The 19267-nt window shown below is 65.1% G+C and carries 14 protein-coding genes, 2 tRNA genes and 2 rRNA genes (1 of these 18 cut by a window edge); 6 read left to right on the plus strand and 12 right to left on the minus strand.

What is annotated here, in order from left to right; translation table 11 throughout:
• The 4 genes from AB1K63_RS07610 to AB1K63_RS07625 form a co-directional block, all read right to left on the minus strand.
• Window positions 1-21: ribosomal RNA gene (locus tag AB1K63_RS07610) — 23S ribosomal RNA — on the minus strand; it reaches 2770 nt to the left of the window's first position.
• 258 nt (window positions 22-279) lie between these two features.
• A tRNA-Ala gene (locus AB1K63_RS07615) sits at window positions 280-355 on the minus strand.
• Window positions 356-364: 9 nt separating this feature from the next.
• Window positions 365-441: transfer RNA gene (locus AB1K63_RS07620), tRNA-Ile, on the minus strand.
• Window positions 442-625: 184 nt separating this feature from the next.
• Window positions 626-2112 (minus strand): 16S ribosomal RNA (locus AB1K63_RS07625).
• Together the 16S and 23S rRNA genes with 2 tRNA genes alongside form the textbook arrangement of a ribosomal RNA operon.
• Window positions 2113-2722: 610 nt before the next feature.
• Between AB1K63_RS07625 and AB1K63_RS07630 the strand changes: the two genes are divergently transcribed.
• The 3 genes from AB1K63_RS07630 (at window position 2723) to AB1K63_RS07640 (ending at window position 7230) form a co-directional block, all read left to right on the plus strand.
• On the plus strand, window positions 2723-4225 hold the full coding sequence (locus AB1K63_RS07630; protein ID WP_366959444.1) for a lipopolysaccharide biosynthesis protein: 1503 nt from the start codon (window positions 2723-2725) through the stop codon (window positions 4223-4225).
• Between the two features lie 106 nt (window positions 4226-4331).
• On the plus strand, window positions 4332-5318 hold the full coding sequence (locus AB1K63_RS07635; RefSeq protein WP_366959445.1) for an aspartyl protease family protein: 987 nt from the start codon (window positions 4332-4334) through the stop codon (window positions 5316-5318).
• Window positions 5319-5403: 85 nt separating this feature from the next.
• The gene (locus AB1K63_RS07640) at window positions 5404-7230 is read left to right on the plus strand and encodes an ABC transporter ATP-binding protein/permease (protein WP_366959446.1); all 1827 of its coding nucleotides are present in this window, start codon (window positions 5404-5406) and stop codon (window positions 7228-7230) included.
• On the opposite strand, the gene AB1K63_RS07645 is transcribed toward AB1K63_RS07640, so the two are convergent.
• Window positions 7227-10058 (minus strand): pitrilysin family protein, encoded by a 2832-nt coding sequence (locus tag AB1K63_RS07645; protein ID WP_366959447.1) that lies wholly within the window; start codon window positions 10056-10058, stop codon window positions 7227-7229. The two genes, AB1K63_RS07640 and AB1K63_RS07645, sit on opposite strands and share 4 nt — an antisense overlap.
• A 207-nt stretch (window positions 10059-10265) precedes the next feature.
• On the opposite strand from AB1K63_RS07645, the gene AB1K63_RS07650 reads away from it, so the two are divergent.
• Window positions 10266-11771, plus strand: coding sequence for a SulP family inorganic anion transporter (locus AB1K63_RS07650; protein WP_366959448.1), 1506 nt, complete (start codon window positions 10266-10268; stop codon window positions 11769-11771).
• A 29-nt stretch (window positions 11772-11800) separates the two neighbouring features.
• Here AB1K63_RS07650 and hslU read toward each other — a convergent pair whose 3' ends face one another.
• The 4 genes from hslU to AB1K63_RS07670 all read right to left on the minus strand — a co-directional run bounded on the left by hslU (window position 11801) and on the right by AB1K63_RS07670 (window position 15429).
• Window positions 11801-13102, minus strand: coding sequence for an ATP-dependent protease ATPase subunit HslU (gene hslU, locus AB1K63_RS07655; protein ID WP_366959449.1), 1302 nt, complete (start codon window positions 13100-13102; stop codon window positions 11801-11803).
• A gap of 61 nt (window positions 13103-13163) precedes the next feature.
• Window positions 13164-14246, minus strand: coding sequence for an FAD-dependent oxidoreductase (locus AB1K63_RS07660; RefSeq protein WP_366959450.1), 1083 nt, complete (start codon window positions 14244-14246; stop codon window positions 13164-13166).
• A gap of 112 nt (window positions 14247-14358) precedes the next feature.
• The gene (gene hslV / locus AB1K63_RS07665; protein ID WP_366959451.1) at window positions 14359-14919 is read right to left on the minus strand and encodes an ATP-dependent protease subunit HslV; all 561 of its coding nucleotides are present in this window, start codon (window positions 14917-14919) and stop codon (window positions 14359-14361) included.
• Between the two features lie 48 nt (window positions 14920-14967).
• A complete protein-coding gene (locus AB1K63_RS07670) occupies window positions 14968-15429 on the minus strand; it encodes an outer membrane protein assembly factor BamE (protein ID WP_366959452.1) in 462 nt (153 codons plus the stop codon).
• Window positions 15430-15586: 157 nt separating this feature from the next.
• On the opposite strand from AB1K63_RS07670, the gene AB1K63_RS07675 reads away from it, so the two are divergent.
• Both AB1K63_RS07675 and AB1K63_RS07680 read left to right on the plus strand, forming a co-directional pair.
• Window positions 15587-16099 (plus strand): ubiquinol-cytochrome C chaperone family protein, encoded by a 513-nt coding sequence (locus AB1K63_RS07675; protein ID WP_366959454.1) that lies wholly within the window; start codon window positions 15587-15589, stop codon window positions 16097-16099.
• Window positions 16096-16617: a DUF177 domain-containing protein gene (locus AB1K63_RS07680; protein WP_366959455.1), complete on the plus strand. Its 522-nt coding sequence runs from the start codon at window positions 16096-16098 to the stop codon at window positions 16615-16617. Before AB1K63_RS07675 ends, AB1K63_RS07680 begins: the two co-directional genes overlap by 4 nt.
• Here AB1K63_RS07680 and ssb read toward each other — a convergent pair whose 3' ends face one another.
• Genes ssb through AB1K63_RS07695 form a run of 3 tightly spaced genes read right to left on the minus strand, consistent with a single transcriptional unit; the run spans window position 16618 to window position 19241 of the window.
• Window positions 16618-17148, minus strand: coding sequence for a single-stranded DNA-binding protein (gene ssb / locus AB1K63_RS07685; protein WP_366959456.1), 531 nt, complete (start codon window positions 17146-17148; stop codon window positions 16618-16620).
• A gap of 15 nt (window positions 17149-17163) precedes the next feature.
• Window positions 17164-19005 carry a ferrous iron transporter B gene (locus AB1K63_RS07690; protein ID WP_366959457.1) on the minus strand — a complete coding sequence of 614 codons (1842 nt, stop codon included), beginning with the start codon at window positions 19003-19005 and terminating at the stop codon, window positions 17164-17166.
• Window positions 19002-19241: a FeoA family protein gene (locus tag AB1K63_RS07695; RefSeq protein ID WP_366959459.1), complete on the minus strand. Its 240-nt coding sequence runs from the start codon at window positions 19239-19241 to the stop codon at window positions 19002-19004. Before AB1K63_RS07695 ends, AB1K63_RS07690 begins: the two co-directional genes overlap by 4 nt.
• Between the last annotated feature and the right edge of the window lie 26 nt (window positions 19242-19267).

A 19267-nucleotide genomic window follows, 5' to 3' on the forward strand; every position in this document is an offset into this window, starting at 1 on the left:
AATGCTCTTACCTCACGCTTGAGAATCCACACCATCAACGACAGGCCTGCATAAAGACCTGCGCGTCTTCGCGATGATGCGAACAATTATCTCAGCCAGATAATCAATTTGATTAATGTGATGATATCGTCCGTCCGGACAGGGCAAGCCCCAACCGTCGATACGATACCGCCACGGCATCGATTTAAAAACCCATTCACAATGTCAAAGACAGCGACCGAAGCCGCCTACCCGCCAAATGCGGGATCCGCTTTCGTTTCATCTATCGGATCAGGTGCCTGGTGGAGCCTATCGGGATCGAACCGATGACCCCCTGCTTGCAAAGCAGGTGCTCTCCCAGCTGAGCTAAGGCCCCTAAGGGGCATGGTGGGCCTGAGAAGATTTGAACTTCTGACCTCACCCTTATCAGGGGTGCGCTCTAACCAACTGAGCTACAGGCCCACGCGCGCCGCGCCGGCCTTAATGGCCGCGAGGGGCGTAAGCCGGCTCAGGCAAACAACCGAGCAGGCATAAGCCCGCTGGCTGCATCCGATTGATGAAAGGACATGAGGACGACGGCATTGTTCTTTGGAAACCGCGAAGCACTTCCGACGGCTAGCGCCGGCGCTTTCGCGAAGATCCTTAGAAAGGAGGTGATCCAGCCGCAGGTTCCCCTACGGCTACCTTGTTACGACTTCACCCCAGTCGCTGAACCCACCGTGGTTGGCTGCCTCCCTTGCGGGTTAGCACACCACCTTCGGGTGAATCCAACTCCCATGGTGTGACGGGCGGTGTGTACAAGGCCTGGGAACGTATTCACCGCGGCATGCTGATCCGCGATTACTAGCGATTCCGCCTTCATGCCCTCGAGTTGCAGAGGACAATCCGAACTGAGACATCTTTTGGAGATTAGCTCACCCTTGCGGGATAGCTGCCCACTGTAGATGCCATTGTAGCACGTGTGTAGCCCAGCCTGTAAGGGCCATGAGGACTTGACGTCATCCCCACCTTCCTCCGGCTTATCACCGGCAGTTTCCTTAAAGTGCCCAACTAAATGATGGCAACTAAGGACGAGGGTTGCGCTCGTTGCGGGACTTAACCCAACATCTCACGACACGAGCTGACGACAGCCATGCAGCACCTGTCACTAGGTCCCCGAAGGGAAGGAATCTGTCTCCAGAAACCGTCCTAGGATGTCAAAGGCTGGTAAGGTTCTGCGCGTTGCTTCGAATTAAACCACATGCTCCACCGCTTGTGCAGGCCCCCGTCAATTCCTTTGAGTTTTAATCTTGCGACCGTACTCCCCAGGCGGATAACTTAATGCGTTAGCTGCGCCACCCAAGCTCTATGAGCCCAAGCAGCTAGTTATCATCGTTTACGGCGTGGACTACCAGGGTATCTAATCCTGTTTGCTCCCCACGCTTTCGCACCTCAGCGTCAATAATCGTCCAGCAAGTCGCCTTCGCCACTGGTGTTCTTCCGAATATCTACGAATTTCACCTCTACACTCGGAATTCCACTTGCCTCTCCGATATTCTAGCCATCCAGTTTCAAGGGCAGTTCCGGGGTTGAGCCCCGGGATTTCACCCCTGACTTGGAAAGCCGCCTACGCGCGCTTTACGCCCAGTAATTCCGAACAACGCTAGCTCCCTCCGTATTACCGCGGCTGCTGGCACGGAGTTAGCCGGAGCTTATTCTCCAGGTACTGTCATTATCATCCCTGGTAAAAGAGCTTTACAACCCTAAGGCCTTCATCACTCACGCGGCATTGCTGGATCAGGCTTTCGCCCATTGTCCAATATTCCCCACTGCTGCCTCCCGTAGGAGTCTGGGCCGTGTCTCAGTCCCAGTGTGGCTGATCATCCTCTCAGACCAGCTAAGGATCGTCGCCTTGGTGAGCCTTTACCTCACCAACTAGCTAATCCTACGCGGGCCCATCCAAAGGCGATAAATCTTTGGTCCGAAGACATTATCCGGTATTAGCTCAAATTTCTCTGAGTTATTCCGAACCTAAGGGCAGGTTCCCACGCGTTACGCACCCGTGCGCCACTCACCCCGAAGGGTTCGTTCGACTTGCATGTGTTAGGCATGCCGCCAGCGTTCGTTCTGAGCCAGGATCAAACTCTCAAGTTTGTGTCACTCACCTACCGATCACGATCCGAAGATCGCCAGACCGACAAGCAAGAGCTTCAAGGAGCCGATACCTGCACTGTCAAACGTAATGGATACGAATGAACATGCATCATCACAGGCCGAGCGTGGAGCTCGACCAGGATGTGGCGATCGGCTTGAGTTAACCGGTTACCGGAGCCTTGAGGTCCCCGGACCGGGCGCCGTCGCCCACATGTCCCTTCATCAAAAACCAACGATGTCAAAGAGCCACTCAACATTAATAGGCGGACAGCTAAGTGATCCCCGATTTACACCGGGGGACCGGCTATCCGACTGATGTTGGCGACCGCTTGCGGCGCGTTCCCCGTGGGGCGTCTCCGCTGCGGTGAGAGGGCATATATGGGGGGTCTCAGATTCGGGCAACCCCCTTTTTGCAATTTTGTTTCACTTTTTTCGCGAGGCCCCGGAAACCGCGGCTTTGCGTGCCTTCTCGTGTCGCACAGGTGGTTTGCCCCGCCCCGGCCCGCAAGGGGGCCAAGTGCGTAAAGGGGGCAAACAGGGCGCAAAAATCGTCCGAAGCCGCCCTCCCCGTTTGCCTCTTTCTTCATTTTTCACGGTTAACGGCGGCTTCGTGACCGAACAGGTGCCGATCGAGCGTCCGCAGGACGATTCGGGATTCGCTTCCCGTGTGCGCAGCGCGCTTGCGTGGCGTTGGGGCAGCCAGGTCGCGGCGCAGCTGGTGACCTGGTGCGCCACGATCGCGGTGTTCCGTATCCTCGACCCCAGCGATTACGGCTTGTTCGCCATGACGCAGGCGGTGCTCGCCGCGCTGAACTTCCTCAACGGCTATTCCTTCGCGACCTCCCTCATCCAGGCGGACCACATCGACCGCCGGAGAATCGGGCAGGTGTTCGGGATGCTGATTCTGGCCAATGTGGGAATCGCGGTGGCGCAGGTCCTGCTCGCGCCCAGCCTTGCCGACTATTACGGGCAGCCGCTGGTGGCGGACATGCTGCGGATCCAGGCGATCGCCTATCTCGCGACTCCGTTCGTCGCCCTGCCCAGCGCGCTGCTGGCCCGGCGAATCGAATTTCGCAGCCAGGGACTGGTGAACCTGCTGTGCGCTTTCGTGGGTGCGGGCATCGCGCTCGGCCTCGCGCTCATGGGCTGGGGCGTGTGGGCGCTCGTCTATGCGCCCATCGGCATGGCAGTGGTCCGGGCCATGGGCCTGACCATCGCGGCCCGCCTGCTGGTCTGGCCGGTGTTCGATTTCCGGGGCGCGCGCGACATCGTCACCTTCGGCGGCGCGCTGACCATCTGCCAGCTGCTGTGGATCGTGCAGAGCCAGAGCGACATCTTCATAGCGGGTCGCACCTTCTCGACCCATGATCTGGGCATCTATGCAGAGGCGCTGTTTCTGGCGCTGGTCATTACCGGCCGCTTCCTGCCGCCGGTCAACGACGTGACCTTCCCCGCCTATTCGGAACTGCACAAGGGCGGCAGGCCGCTCGGCCCGTTCTTCATCCGCACCTTCCGCACCGTCGCGCTGGTTACCGCCCCGCTCTATTTCGGCCTCGCGCTCACGGCCAATCCGGCGATCGTCACGCTGGGGGGAGAGAAGTGGGCGGAAATGGGCCCGATTCTCGGCAGCCTTGCAGTGGTGATGCCGTTCTTCGCGCTGCAGATCGTGTGTTCGCCCGCGACCAACGCGACCGGCAAGCCGCGCATCTACCTCCTGTCCAGCGCGGCGGGCGCAGTCATCTTCCCCGCCTGCTTCGTGATCGGCATGGCCTATGGCCCGCAGGGGCTGGCCCATGCCTGGTGGGTCGCCGCGCCGGCGCTGCTGATCGTGACGCTCGCCCTCACCCTGCCGGTCATCCGGGTTTCCTTGCGCGAACTGCTGGAAGAACTCGCGCCGGTGGCGGTCGCGTCCGGACTCATGTCGCTGGTCGTCTGGCTGCTGGGCCTCGCGGTCGCGGACCTGGCCGATCCGCTGCAGCTTCTGATCCTGATCCCCGCGGGCGCGGTGACCTACAGCCTTACCCTGCTCCTCGCCTGGCCGCGCCTGCTGCAGGAAAGCTGGGCGATGCTGCGCAACCGGAACGAGCCGGTGGACACGATGCTGCAGGCCTGACCGGCCGCAGCCCCCTTCCCTTTCGACCCCGGCCCTCTCTGTCCCGGCCCTCTCTTTGCCGTCCATCCCCCGTGTGGTATCGTCCCGGCCGGGAAGGATGACCGCCATGAAACGCTGGTCCTTGATTGCACTGTGCGCGCTCTGCGCCGCCACCAACGGCGTTGCGGAAGACGACGGGAACGCGAACCCCGTCACGCCGTCGCCCCCGGCCACGCTGGCAGAAGCCGCGCCCGATTTCCACGTGATCGAAAGCACACCCGACCGGATCGACCGCATGACCGTGCCGGTCACCATCGCGGGCGGCGGTCCCTATCGCTTCATGGTCGATACCGGCAGCCAGGCGACCGTGGTCACGCGGCGCATCGTGGACGAGCTGGCACTGGAATCCGTCGGACGCGCCACAGTGGTCGGCATGGCCAGCCGCGCGGATGTGGAGCTGGTCCGGGTGGAGGGCCTCAGTTTCGCGGACCGCACCTTCGACGATATCCACGCGCCGCTCCTGGAACAGGGGCATATCGGCGCGGACGGCATTCTCGGCCTCGACAGCCTGCAGGGGCTGCGCGTCCTGATCGACTTCCGGGCGGAAACCATCGCGGTCGGCGATCCGGAAGTTCTTGGCGCCAGTCGCGGATACGAGATAGTCGTGCGCGCCCGGCGCAAGCTGGGCCGGCTGATCATCACCGATGCCAGGGTGGACGGGGTCAGGGCTTCCGTCATCGTGGATACCGGCGCGCAAGGGAGCATCGGCAACCTCGCCCTCAAGCGCCGCCTGCGCGCCCGCGAACTGGCCGAGGTGGAAGCGACCGACGTCAACGGCGGAAAGATTCGCGGCAAGCGCGACTATGTCCGCTCCTTCCGGATCGGCAGGATGCATCTCAACAATCTGCCGATCGCCTTTACCGATGCGCCGGCCTTCGATGCGCTGGGCCTGAACGATCGCCCCGCGCTGGTTCTGGGGATGCGCGATCTGCGCTTGTTCGACCGGATCGCGATCGATTTTGACAGCCGCCGCGTGCTGTTCGACCTTCCTGAAGAGGTCGCATCGCCGGGCCCCGCGATGCGCCAGCTTTCCCCGACCCGCATCGGGACCTGACGCCTCGGCTCGCGCGCCCGCGCGCCGGGGGCGCGAGCCCACGCGGATTTGCCAATCCGGGCGCCACCCCCCACATGGCGCGGGAATGCCGCCCGACCCAGCCACTCTGCCCCCGAGGGATCACGACAGCTGGCAGACGGTCCGCCGGTTCCTCCCCTATCTCTGGCCCAAGGACCAGCCGGGCCTGCGCTGGCGCATCGTCGGCGCGCTGGTCTTCGTGCTGCTGGCCAAGGCCGTCACGCTCGCGATTCCCTTCGCCTACAAGGAAGCGGTCGACGCGATGGCGGAACCGGTCGGGGAAGCGGCGATGGCGGCCTTCGCGCTCGTCGCGGCCTATGCGCTGGGACGGTTCGGCGGGGTCGCCTTCGACCAGGTGCGCAACATCGTCTTCGAACGGGTGGGACAGGAAGCGACCCGGCACCTGGCGGAGGACGTGTTCCACCGGCTGCACCGGTTGAGCCTGCGCTTCCACCTGTCGCGCCGGACCGGGGAAATCACCAAGACCATCGAACGCGGCACCAAGACCATCGATTCGATGCTCTATTTCCTGCTGTTCAACATCGCGCCCACGATCATCGAACTCGTCGCGGTGGGGGTCATCTTCTACCTCAATTTCGGGTGGGAACTGGTGGCGGCGACCGGCTTCACCGTCGTCTCCTATATCCTCGTCACGCGCTGGATCACCGAATGGCGGACCAAGCTGCGGCGCGAGATGAACGATCTGGACGGCCGCGCGCTGGACCGGGCGGTCGATTCGCTGCTGAATTACGAGACGGTGAAGTATTTCGGCGCCGAGGCGCGCGAGGAAGCACGCTATGCCGAGGCAGCGAGATCCTATGCCCGTGCGGCGGTGAAATCGGAAAACTCGCTCGCCACGCTCAACATGGTGCAGGCGCTCATCACCAACCTGCTTATGGGCGGCGCGATGGCCTACACCGTCTGGGGCTGGAGCCAGGGGCGCCTCACCGTGGGCGACCTCGTCTTCGTGAACACCTACCTGATGCAGCTCTTCCGTCCGCTGGACATGCTGGGCTGGGTCTATCGCACCATCCGCCAGGGCCTTGTCGACATGGCGGAGATGTTCCGCCTGATCGACACCGACGTGGAAGTGAAGGACGTGCCCGGCGCCCCGGCCCTCGTCTCCGGCAATGCGAGCGTCGCCTTCGAGGATGTCGTGTTCGGCTACGAGAAGGACCGCACCATCCTCCACGGCCTGAGCTTCGAGGTGCCGGCGGGCCACACCATCGCGCTGGTCGGCCCGTCGGGTGCGGGCAAGAGCACGATCGGGCGGCTGCTGTTCCGCTTCTACGATCCCTGGCAAGGCCGGATCACGATCGGCGGGCAGGACATTTCGCAAGTGACGCAGAGTTCGCTGCGCGCCGCGATCGGCATCGTCCCCCAGGACAGCGTCCTCTTCAACGAGACGATCCGCTACAACATCGCCTACGGCCGCGAGGGCGCGACCGAGCACGACGTGCAGCAAGCGGTGTCGGGCGCATCGATCGAGCGGTTCATTCGCACTTTGCCGGCCGGCCTCGACACCGAAGTCGGGGAGCGGGGCCTGAAGCTGTCGGGCGGGGAAAAGCAGCGCGTCGCCATTGCGCGCACGCTGGTGAAGAACCCGCCGATCCTGCTGCTGGACGAGGCGACCAGCGCTCTCGATTCAGGCACGGAAAGGGCGATCTTGCGTACCTTGCGCAGCGTTTCGGAGAAGCGCACCACCCTCGCGATCGCGCACCGCCTCTCCACCATCGTCCACGCGGAACAGATCCTCGTAATGGACCACGGCCGCGTCGTCGAACGCGGCCGCCACGCCGATCTCCTGCGCCATGACGGCCTCTACGCCGAGATGTGGGCCCGCCAGGTCGCGGACGATCACGCGTCCGCGCACCCGGCGGAAATCCTCGACTAATCGCCCGTCGCAGCGCGCGCCCGACCGGTCGCGAGGTCAAGCTCTGCGGCCGGGATCACCTCGACGTCCGGCCGGAAGGTCCGCAGATCGTCGAGGAAATACTGCGAGTCCCCGACGATAATGACCGTCGCGTCGGATGCGCCGACATAGCGCTGCGCCGCGGCCGATGCGCTTTCCGGCGTCACCGTCCCCAGCTTCTCCGCATAGTCCACGGCCTCCTGAGGAGAGAGGCCGTTCAGCGTCAGCGCGCCCACGATCGAGTTGAACCCGCCCGACGTCTCCAGCGAACGCGAATAGCTCCCCGTCAGGTAGCGCGTGCGCTTCTCGATCAGGTCCGCGTCCAGCGGCTCCGTCCCGAGCCGGTCGAACTGCTGCAGGATGATCTGCGCCACCTCGTCGGCCGTCTCGTTCTTGGTCTGCGACGACGCCGTCAGGAAGGCGTCGTCCGTCCTGCTGCCGAAGCCGCTATAGGCGCCGTAGCTGAGCGAACGATTGGTGCGGATCTCCTCGAACAGCCGCCCGCTGGACCCACCGCCCAGAATGGCATTCGCCACCTGCAGCGCGTAATAGTCGTTGTCCTGCCGGTCGAGCGTGCGCACCGCGGCATAGACCGCAGCCTGCCCTGCATCGGGCAGGTCGATCACCACAGTCCGTGGCGCACGTTCCTCGCCCGCCCGGTTCTCCGGCAGCTCGGGCAGTTCGCCGGTCGATTGCCAATCCCCGAACAGATCCTGCGTCAGTTCGACGGCCCGTCCCGTGTCGATGCCGCCGCTCACGATGAGCGTCGTCGCCTGCGGTTGCCACCAGGTCCGGCGATAGGTCCGCAGGTCCTCCGCCGTCACGCGGGCGATCGTCTCCGGCGTGGACGTGATGCCGTATGGCGCATCGCCATAGAGGATCGCCGTGGACGCAAGGCTAGCCAGCTGGCCGGGATCGTTGAGCGCGATCTTGATGCCTTCCAGCGCGCGATTACGCTCGAGTTCCAGCTTGTCCTCGGGATAGGACGCGTCCCGGATAATCTCGACCATCAACCGCCCGGCGGCCTCAAGCGTCGCGACCGGGGCGGTCACGCTCACCAGCGTGCCTTCGGTGGACGGGCTGGCCGAGAAGTTCGCGCCGAGACTTTCGAACGTGGCGGCGATTTCCTCTTCGGTCCGGGTCGAAGTGCCCTGTTCCGCAAGCGTCGCTGCGAATTCGGACACGCCCGCATTCTCGCGCCGTTCGGTGATGACCCCGCCCGGCAGGACGGCCGTGATCGTGGCGATCGGCGTATCGCCGGTCTGCGCGGCGATCACTTTTACGCCGTTTGCGAACTGCGTCTCGACGATTTCGGGCGCAGCGACTTCCGGCTTCTGGCCGGGAGCGGGCGGTTCCATGCGCTGCCCCTCGGGCAGGACCGTTCTCGGTTCGCTGGTCACCGGCGGCAATGTCCGGAAGGTCGGCATCGGAACCGGGTTGCGGTACTTGGACGGATCTTCCTCCCCGGCGGAGTAGCGGATATCGACCCGCGAATCCGCCTTCAGCCAGGTCTGCGCCGCGCGCAGGATGTCGGCTGCGGAAACTTCCCGCATGGCCGCCAGCAGTGCGTCCGCGGCGCGCGGGTTGCCGGTCTGCACCAGCGCCTCGCCCAGTTCCTGCGCCCGGCCGGTGGCGGTCTGCCGGCGGCTGAGAGCGCTCGAGAAATACGCGTTGCGCGCTTCGTTCAGTTCCGCCGCGGTCACTTGCGTGGTTCGCGCCCGTTCCATTTCCGCAGCAAGGATGCCTTCCACTTCCTGGCGATCGCCGGTCGGGCTGACGAAGGCGAACGCCCCGAAATATCCCGCTTCTTCAGAAGGGCTGGCGAACAGCGCCTTGTCCACCGCCTTGCCCGAGCGGATGAGAGCATCCTGCAGGCGGCTGTTCGCGCCGCCGGAAAGGATCTCCTCGAGCAGCAGCAGCGCGGGCATGTCGGGATGGTCGGCGGCGGGCAGCTTCCAGACGCTGCCGACGATCGGCAGCGGCACGTTGGGGTACGTCGCCTCGACCAGTCGCGCGCCTTCGCGCATCGGGACCGGGGTATCGATTTCCAGCGACACCGGATTTGCGCGGGCCGGGATGTCCGCGAAATACCGGTCAACCAGCGCGCGCAGATTGTCCTGCTCGAAATTGCCGGCCACGATCAACGTGGCAGTGTCGGGACCGTAATAGGCCTCGTGGAAGGCCAGCGCATCGGCGAGCTGCGCGGAATCGAGCTGTTCGATATCGCCGATGGACGGACGACGGTTGGGCAGGATGTCGTAGGCGTTCTCCGGCATCACCAGCCGGAAGAGCGGGCCGTAGGGCTGCGATGCGACGCGCTGGCGGAATTCTTCCTTAACGACCCCACGCTCGCTTTCGAAGACCTGTTCGTCGATCACCGGCAGGGCCATGCGCTCGCGATGGGTCCAGAGCATCGTCTCGAGATACTCGGCCGGGACGATCTCGAAATAGTTGGTCCGGTCCGGGCTGGTGCTGGCGTTGCGGGTGCCGCCGACATCGGCGGTCAGGCCGTAGATGAGGTTGTAGGGCATGTTCTCGGTCTTGCGACTGAGAATATGCTCGAACAAATGCGCGAAACCGGCGCGTCCTTCCGGATCGTGCTTGGCCCCGACATCGTACCACATGGAGGTGTAGACATTGGCGGTCGTCTGGTCCTGCAGCGCGATCACGCGCAGGCCGTTGTCCAGCGTCCATTCCTCGAACTCGATTTCCGGCGCGACGATTTCGGCCTGCGGCGCGTCCTGTGCCGCTGCGGGCATCAGCGGCGCGAAGGCGAAAGCGGCGGCACCGAGCAGATAGCGAAGTTTCATGATGTGCGTCCCCCTGTGGATCTGCCCGACAGTAGACCAGCATGGCCCGGCCGGTTCAACAGCCGATAACGTCATTGGTCGACCGACCGCCTCCCTTGGCAGAGCGGGTGGCAGCACGAGCAGCGAGCCTGCCGGTTGTGTTGCACTGCACCATAGGGTAGGGCGCGGCCTTTCCGGAAATTCCCGTTCAAACATCAGAGATCGCCCATGATCGACACAGCCGCCATCCGGCGCGACTGGTTCTCCAACATACGCGCCGACATCCTGGCGGGTATCGTGGTCAGCCTCGCCCTCATCCCCGAAGCCATCGGGTTCTCGATCATTGCCGGGGTCGATCCGCGGGTTGGCCTCTACGCATCCATCGCCATCGCGATGATCATCGCGTTCACCGGCGGCCGTCCGGGGATGATCAGCGCGGCCACCGCGGCGGTTGCCGTTGTGGTGGTGCCGCTGGTGCGAGACTACGGGGTGGACTACCTGTTCGCGGCCACGATCCTGATGGGCATCTTCCAGGGGATCGCCGCGCTGCTGCGTCTCGACCTGCTGATGCAATTCGTGTCGCGTAGCGTCATCACGGGCTTCGTCAACGCGCTGGCGATACTCATCTTCACCGCCCAGCTTCCCCAGCTCATCCCCGGCAATGAAGGCGTCGGCCCGCTGGCCTATGCGATGGTCGCAGGGGCACTGGCGATCATCTACCTGCTGCCGCGCCTGACGACGGCCATCCCGAGCCCGCTGGTCGCGATCGTCGTCCTGACGGCGCTGACAATCTACCTCGGCGCACCGGTCAACACGGTGGCGGACATGGGCGAGTTGCCCGAAGGCCTCCCCTACCTCGTCCTGCCCGACGTGCCGCTGACCTGGGAAACGCTGCGCATCATCGCACCCTATTCGCTCACCATGGCGGCGGTCGGCCTGCTCGAATCGCTCCTGACCGCGCAGATCGTAGATGACATGACCCACACCGGCAGCGACAAGCGACGCGAAAGCGCGGGACAGGGCGTGGCGAACATCGCCGCCGCCTTCTTCGGGGGCATGGGCGGCTGCGCCATGATCGGCCAGTCGGTCATCAACGTGACCAGCGGCGGCCGCGGCCGGCTGTCAACCTTCACCGCCGGTTTCGCGCTGCTGGTGTTCCTCGCCGTGCTCGGCCCGATCGTCGGACAGGTGCCGATGCCCGCGCTGGTCGCGGTCATGATCATGGTCAGTATCGGGACCTTCAGCTGGAACTCGATCCCCAACCTCGGCAAGCACCCCTGGCAGAGCTCGGTCGTCATGGTGGCCACCGTCATCGTGGTGGTGTGGACCCACAACCTCGCACTCGGCGTGCTGGCGGGCGTCATCCTGTCCGGCGTGTTCTTCACCCAGAAGGTGATGGGCATGTTCGAGGTCGTCCGCACCCGCGAAGGCGACACCGCGACCTATACCGCATCGGGCCAGATCTTCTTTGCAAGCGTCGACCGGTTCGAACGCGCGCTGGGCCCGGAAAGCCTTCAGCCCGATCCGGCCGATCACGTCATCATCGACGTGCGCGGCGCGCATTTCTGGGACATCTCGGCCGTGGGAGCGCTCGACAAGGTGGTCGAGCGTATGCGCCGCAACGGGCGCAGCGTGCAGGTCGTCGGCCTCAACCGGGCGAGCAGCGATCTCGTCGACAGGTATGCCCTGACGGACAAGACCGGGGTCGAGATCGGGCTCGCGCCGCACCCTTAGGCAGGGCGCGACACCTGGCGACCCTGGGCCTACAGGATGTACTTGCTGAGGTCCGTATCCTCGGCGAGGTCTTTCAGCCGGTCGCGGACATAGGTCGCATCGACCGTCACGGTTTCGCCCTGGTGGTCTTCCGCGTCGAAGCTGATGTCTTCGAGCAGCCGTTCCATCACGGTCTGGAGCCTCCGAGCGCCGATGTTCTCCACGCCCTCGTTCACCTGCGCCGCAATCTTCGCGACTTCGCCGATCGCGTCTGACGTGATGTCCAGCTGCACGTCCTCTGTGCCGATCAACGCGCGATACTGCGCCACCAGATTGGCCCGGGTTTCCGTCAGGATGGCGACGAAATCCTCCTCGGTCAGCGCGCGCAGTTCCACCCGGATCGGCAGGCGGCCCTGAAGTTCGGGAAGCATGTCGGACGGCTTGGCGACGTGGAAGGCGCCGCTCGCGATGAAGAGCACGTGGTCAGTCTTCATCGGGCCGTACTTGGTGCTGACCGTCGTGCCTTCGATCAGCGGGAGCAGGTCCCGTTGCACGCCTTCACGGCTGACCGATCCACCGCGTACGTCGCTGACGGCAATCTTGTCGATCTCGTCCAGGAATACGATCCCGTTCGTTTCCGCATTTTCCAGCGCGACGCGGGCGACGTCGTCCTGGTCCATGCGGCGGTCGGATTCTTCCTCGACCAGCTTGTCCCACGCGTCGGGGACCTTCAGCTTGCGGCGCTTGGTCGGCTGCTTGCCGAAGGCCTTGCCCATCATGTCGGACAGGTCGATCATCCCGATATTGCCGCCCATCCCGCCAAGGTCCATCGGCATGGAAGGCGCTTCGGTCACTTCGATCTCGACCTCGGTATCGTTCATAGAATTGTCGACGATCCGGGCGCGGAAACTCTCGCGCGTCGCTTCGGACGCGTTCTCGCCCACGAGCGCATTGAGCAACCGGTCCATGGCCGCCTTGCTGGCGAATTCGCGAACCGCTTCGCGCCGGCGGTCCTTTTCCAGCCGAATCGCTTCCTCCACGAGGTCGCGCGCGATCTGTTCGACGTCGCGGCCGACATAGCCCACCTCGGTGAACTTGGTCGCCTCGACCTTGACGAAAGGCGCATCGGCCAGCTTCGCGAGGCGGCGGCTGATCTCGGTCTTGCCGCAACCGGTCGGGCCGATCATCAGGATGTTCTTCGGCGTCACTTCGTCGCGCAGTTCCGGACCCAGCTGCTGCCGCCGCCAGCGATTGCGCAGCGCGACCGCCACGGCCCGCTTCGCGTCCTTCTGTCCGATGATGTGTTCGTCGAGTGCGGCGACAATCGCCTTGGGTGTCAGTGCTTCTGTCATCGCGCGGCATTTGGGGGCCGATGCCGCCACGCGCAAGGCGGGCAGGCGAACGGACGAGACGTCAGGCGGTGCAGGCCAGCTTGCTGTTGTACTCGGCATGGGCCGCGACGATCTGCGCGATGTCGTCCGGCTGCGGCGTCGCATCCTCGACCCTGCGCTCGAACGTACCGCCCAGCACGATCCCGTCGGGACGCGGAAACATGTAGCCTGCCCGCGAGGTATAGGCGTGGCGGATCTCGGGCTGCGGCAGCAGGATGGCGAGTTGCCCGCGAACGGGGATCATCCCGTCGTCTCCGAAAAGCTCCCGTGCGCCAAGCCCGGTACAGTTGAAGACCAGCGTCTCCGGCAATGCGGCGACGTCTTCGGGGGATTCGAGCATGCGCCGTTCGATGGTCGCACCGCCGATCAGCACGTCGCGCAGCGTATGTTCCAGCCAGCGTCCGGTCTCGACATACATGGTGCGCCATTCGCGGACCAGCGGGACGGGAAAGGGATGCTCGCCTTCGCGCAGGATGCGATGCGCAGGCATGATCTGCCGGTCGAATTCCTCGAGCGGGGCGCCGCGGGTCTCGTTGTAGGTGGTAAGCCAGCGGACGCCGGTATCCTCACCGACGCTGATCTGGAACCGGCGATAACTGTAATCCATGGCAGCGGCATATTGCGCGCGCCATTCCGGCGTGACCGCGTCGTCGTCGTAATGCGTTGCCGGGCTGATCTGCCCGCCGGCGATATTGGATGTCGTATCGGGCGGGAGGTCGCGGGCGTAGATCGCCACGTCGCGTCCCGCTTCCTGCAGCAGTTTCGCCGTCGTCAGGCCGAGCGCGCCGGCACCGAGCACCGCCACGGGTCCGGAATGGTCCCGCAAGCCCAGATCGACCGCGAGGCGCGAACTGCCCCAGCTCAGCGTAATTCCCGCGCCGCCGTGGCCGTAATTATGGACCACCCGCGTGCGACCCAGCGCCTGTTCGCGCACGACGAAGCCCGCGCTCCGGTACGGGCGCAATCCGGCAACGGACCGAATGACGTGGTCCGGGGAGGCCAGCACTGGCGGAAGGCAGAGGGCAGGCTGCGTGGCGGCCGGAACGCCGGATCGGACGCAGGCCGGGAGCGACAGGGACGCGCCGGCCAGCACGGCACCGTGCAAGGCGCGCCGTCGGTCGATTGCCGAAATTGTCGCGATGGGGAAGCTCCGATGACCTGGCAGTGCGCCGGGCGGGAGGGTACCGGCCGCGACGAACCCCGGCAAGCGGAACGCGTCAGACCATCTCGAGCGTCACGTTCTCGTTGGTGAAGACGCACACATCCGCGGCAACCTGCATGGCGCGACGAGCGATCTTTTCGGCGTCGTCCTCATAATCGGACAGCGCGCGCGCGGCGGCGAGAGCATAATTGCCGCCGGATCCGATCGCCGCAATGCCGCCTTCCGGTTCCAGCACATCGCCATTGCCGGTCAGCACCAGCAGGCTGTCCTTGTCGGCGACGATCATCAGCGCTTCCAGATTGCGGAGATACTTGTCGGTGCGCCAGTCCTTGGCCAGTTCCACGCAGGCGCGCATCAGCTGGCCGCTATACTGCTCCAGCTTCTTCTCGAGCCTCTCGAACAGGGTGAAGGCGTCCGCCGTCGCCCCGGCGAACCCGGCGACGACCGCGCCGTCCTTGCCGATCCGGCGGACCTTGCGGGCATTGGGCTTCATCACGGTGTTGCCCATGGACACCTGCCCGTCGCCCGCGATCACGGTCTTGCCGTCACGGGTGACGCCGATGATGGTGGTGCCGTGCCAGGGCGTGAGCCCGTGCGAATTGCTGCGGTCGTTCATGCCGCGCGATATGGGTGCGTGGCGGAGACGGTCAAGCGAAGGACGCGCCTATTGCGCGGGTCCGCCCACCCCCGGTGCACCGACCGAGCCGATATTGCCGAACAGGTCTTCGAGGAAGCCCCGCTCGCGGCCGAGCGTCGGCGTCTCGTCCCCGTCGGGGCTGAGATAAGCGACCTGTTCGATCCCGCTGCGTTCGGCGGCAACGACGTTTCCGGCGGCGTCGAACCGGACGGCCAGCACGTCATGCTCCTTGATCCGCGGACGGATGAAGGGCGCGCGGCCCGTCACGGAAGACACGTAATACCAAGTCGGTTCGCCGAACTGGCTGGTGAAGGTCGGGCGGCCCAGCGTCGCTTCGACCGACTGCTGGTTGTCGATGCCCGGCTGGACGGACGAAGACAGCAGGCTGTCCGCGACATAGCCGCGATTCTCGCGAATCGAGGAACATCCGCCCAGTGCCGTCGCGCCTGCCAGCACGGCCGCCGCCAACATCGTCTTGCGATCCATCATCCTGCGAAAACCTTCTGTCCTTCAACCGCGCGCACCGCTTGGCCCACGTGGTCCCGTCACTATATGGAAGCCGCCATAAGCCCCCGCGCGCCAAGGCGCAATGCGTGCGCCGCTTCGACCATCCTGCCTTGATCGGCGCTGAACCCGGAGACCTGCCATGTCTTTCCTGTCCCGCCTTCTGGGCACCGCGCCCGATCCGAAGGACGCTCTGCGCCCGCTGTGGCACGCCGTCGTCACGGAAGCGCGCCGGCCGGCCTGGTACGCGCAGCATGGCGTTGCCGACACGGTGGACGGGCGCTTCGACATGATCTTGGCCGTGATGGCTCTCGTCATCCTGCGGCTTGAGCGCAATCCGGAGCGCGTGACCGACACCGCAAGGCTGACCGAGCTGTTCGTGGACGACATGGACGGCCAGTTGCGCCAGCAGGGCATTGGCGATCCCGCCCTTGGCAAGCGGATGGGCAAGATCGTGGCGGCCGCGGGCGGACGGATCGGCGCATTTCGCGACGCACGCGCGGGCGAACGCAGCCTCACCGACGTGGTGGAGAAGAACGTGACCCTGACGGAAGGCTCCGATCCGCAGGCAACGGCACTGGCTTTCGAGCAACTGGCGGGACGGCTCGACGGCCTGTCGGAAGAAGACGTCATGGCAGGGAACATCGCACCATGAGCACACCCGAATTCAGCCGACCGGTCCGCGCCAGGGCGCTCCCGGCAAAGCCCGTCGAACTGACCGCGGACGAGGCCGAGCGCCGCGCGCTCGCCGCGCGCTTCGCCATCGTCGCCGTCACATCGCTCGACGCGAACGTGGCTCTCAGCCGCGAAGGCGATGGCGTCCTTGCCGAAGGCGAACTGCGCGCCGAGCTGGTCCAGTCATGCGCGGTGTCCGGCGACGATTTCCCGGTATCGATCGACGAGACGTTCGCACTTCGCTTCGTCCCGCCGCAGCCCCAGCCCGAAGAGGAAGGCGCCGAGATCGAGATCACTTCCGAGGATTGCGACGAGATCGAGTTCGAGGGCGACAGCTTCGATCTGGGCGAAGCGGTGGCGCAGACATTGGGGCTTGCCATCGATCCCTACGCGGAGGGACCCGGCGCCGACACGGCCCGCAAGGATGCGGGCCTGAAGGACGAGGACAGCCCGAGCGGCCCGCTGGCAGAAGCACTGGCGGGCCTGAAGAAGGACTGATCAGAACGGGATGTCGTCGTCCAGATCGTCGTAGTTCGAGCCGCCGCCCGAACCCTGGCCGGACGATCCGCCGTCGCGCCAGTTGTCGCCGCTCTGGCCGCCGCCGCCCTGGTTCCAGCTCCCGCCGGACGAAGACCCGCCGCCGCGCTGGCCACCACCGCCGCCGCCACCGCCTTCGCCACGCCCGTCGAGCATGGTCAGCGTGCCGTCGAAACCGCGCAGGACGACTTCGGTGCTGTACCGGTCGTTACCCGACTGGTCCTGCCACTTGCGGGTCTGCAGCTTGCCTTCGATGAAGACCTTGCTGCCCTTGCGCAGGTAGTTCTCGCACACGTTTATCAGGCCGTCGGAGAAAATCGCGACCGAATGCCATTCGGTCTGTTCCTTGCGCTCGCCCGTGTTCTTGTCCTTCCACTGCTCGCTCGTCGCGATGCGGAGGTTGCAGACACGGCCCCCGTTCTGGAAGCTGCGCACTTCGGGATCCTGCCCCAGATTGCCGATCAGCATGACTTTGTTGAGTGACCCGGCCATCTGAAATTCCTCTTGCTACAGTCCGAGCGCCAGCGCGCTCCAATAGGTGATTCCCGCAAACACATAGGCGAGCGCGAACAGATAACCCAACATGAAGATGGGCCATTTCCACCCATTCGTTTCGCGCCGAGCCACCGCGATGGTGGACAGGCATTGCGGCGCGAACACGAACCAGGCGAGGAAGGCGAGCGCGGCCGGCAGGGTCCAGCGGGCGGCGATCTGGTCGCGCAGGGCGGTCTCGGTCGCTTCCTCGCTCTCAGCCTCCACGGCATAGGTGGTCGCGAGCGAGGCGACGGCCACTTCGCGCGCCGCCATGGCCGGCACCAGCGAGAGGGTCATCTCGCGATTGAAGCCGACCGGTTCGAACGCGGGCTGCATGAAGCCGGCGATCTGTCCGGCGGCGGACGCGTCGAGCTGGCTTTCGCCCGGCTCCGCCTTGGGGAAGGTCAGCAACAGCCAGAGGATGACCGTGGCCGCGAAGATGATGGTGCCCGCGCGGCGCGTGAACACCCAGCCGCGCTGCCACAGGCCGATCAGCAAGTCCTTGATGCGCGGCCACTGGTAGCGCGGCAGCTCCATGATGAATCCGCTCGCTTCCCCCTTCGAAAGCGTCCCGCGCAGCACCAGCGCCACCACCAGCGCGCCGACGATGCCGGCAAGGTAGAGGGCGAACAGGACGAGGCCCTGAAGCCCGATACCCGGACCGACACTGGTCGAAGGGATCACGGCCGCGATGATCACGGCATAGACCGGCAGGCGCGCAGAACAGGTCATCAGCGGGGCGATCAGGATCGTCGTCAGCCGGTCCTTGGGATCGGCGATGCTGCGGGTCGCCATGATGCCCGGAATGGCGCAGGCGAAACTGGAAAGCAGCGGAATGAAGCTGCGGCCCGAAAGTCCGACCCCGGCCATCAGGCGGTCCATCACATAGGCTGCGCGGGCCATGTATCCGCTCGCTTCCATCACCAGGATGAAAGCGAACAGGATCACGATCTGCGGCAGGAAGACGAGCACCGAACCCACGCCCGCGATCACGCCTTCGGTCAGGAAATCGCGGAAGAAGCTTTCCGGCAGGGTCGCGACAGCCAGACCGCTCAGCGATTCGAAGAAGCCTTCGATCAGGCCGATCAGCGGATCCGCCCAGGCGAACACCGCCTGGAACATCACGAACAGCAGGCCGAACAGGATGACCGGGCCGATCCAGGGATTGAGCAGCACCTTGTCGAGCCCGGAATGCAGCCGATGCCCCGTGCTGCGGGCCAGGATCGCGCCCCGGGCGATGTTGCGCGATGCCAGCCGCCGCTCCGGAAGCGTGAGGTGCGGGCGATGCGCGACCGTGCCGTCACGCGGGAGGCCTTCCATCGCCTGCGTCAGTTCTTCCAGCCCCCTTCGCCGCACCGCCACGGTCGAAACGACCGGCGCGCCCAGCGCCTCAGACAGCGCTTCGGGGTCTAGCGCCAGCCCGTCGCGCTCGGCGAGGTCCACCATGTTGAGTGCGATCACCGTGGGCATGCCCTGCTCGAGCACTTCCTGCGCGAAGGTCAGGTGCTGCTCCAGGTTGGCGGCATCGATCACCACGATCAGCATGTCCGGCCGGGCCTCGCCCTCGAAATCGCCCATGACGATCTGGCGGGTGACTTCCTCGTCCGGGCTGGCGGCATCGAAGGAATAGCTGCCGGGCAGGTCGATCAGTTCGACCGGCTCGCCCGTCGGCAGGACCATGCGGCCCGCCTTCCGTTCCACGGTCACGCCGGGGTAGTTGGCGATTTTCTGCCGCGCACCTGTCAGCGCGTTGAACAGGGCGCTCTTGCCGGCATTGGGATTGCCGACAAGCGCGGCACGTCGCAGCTTGGTCATAGTCCCTCGACGGTCATGGCCAGCGCGTGGGCGCGGCGGACGGCGATTTCGGCACGGCCGATGCGGATCGAAAGCGGATCGCGTCCACCAAACATGCCGCGGTGCCCGACGGCGACTTCCGCGCCCTCGTCGATGCCGAGCGCGCGCAGGCGCTTGCCGTCCGCTTCGCTCAGGACGGACCAGTCGATGGAAACGATGCGCGCGGGCGTGCCCCGCTCCAGATTATCCAGCGTCATGCCCCGCCCCTGCCGGACGGGACGTC

This window comes from Qipengyuania sp. JC766, assembly GCF_040717445.1.
In the GTDB taxonomy this organism is placed as follows: Bacteria; Pseudomonadota; Alphaproteobacteria; order Sphingomonadales; family Sphingomonadaceae; genus JC766.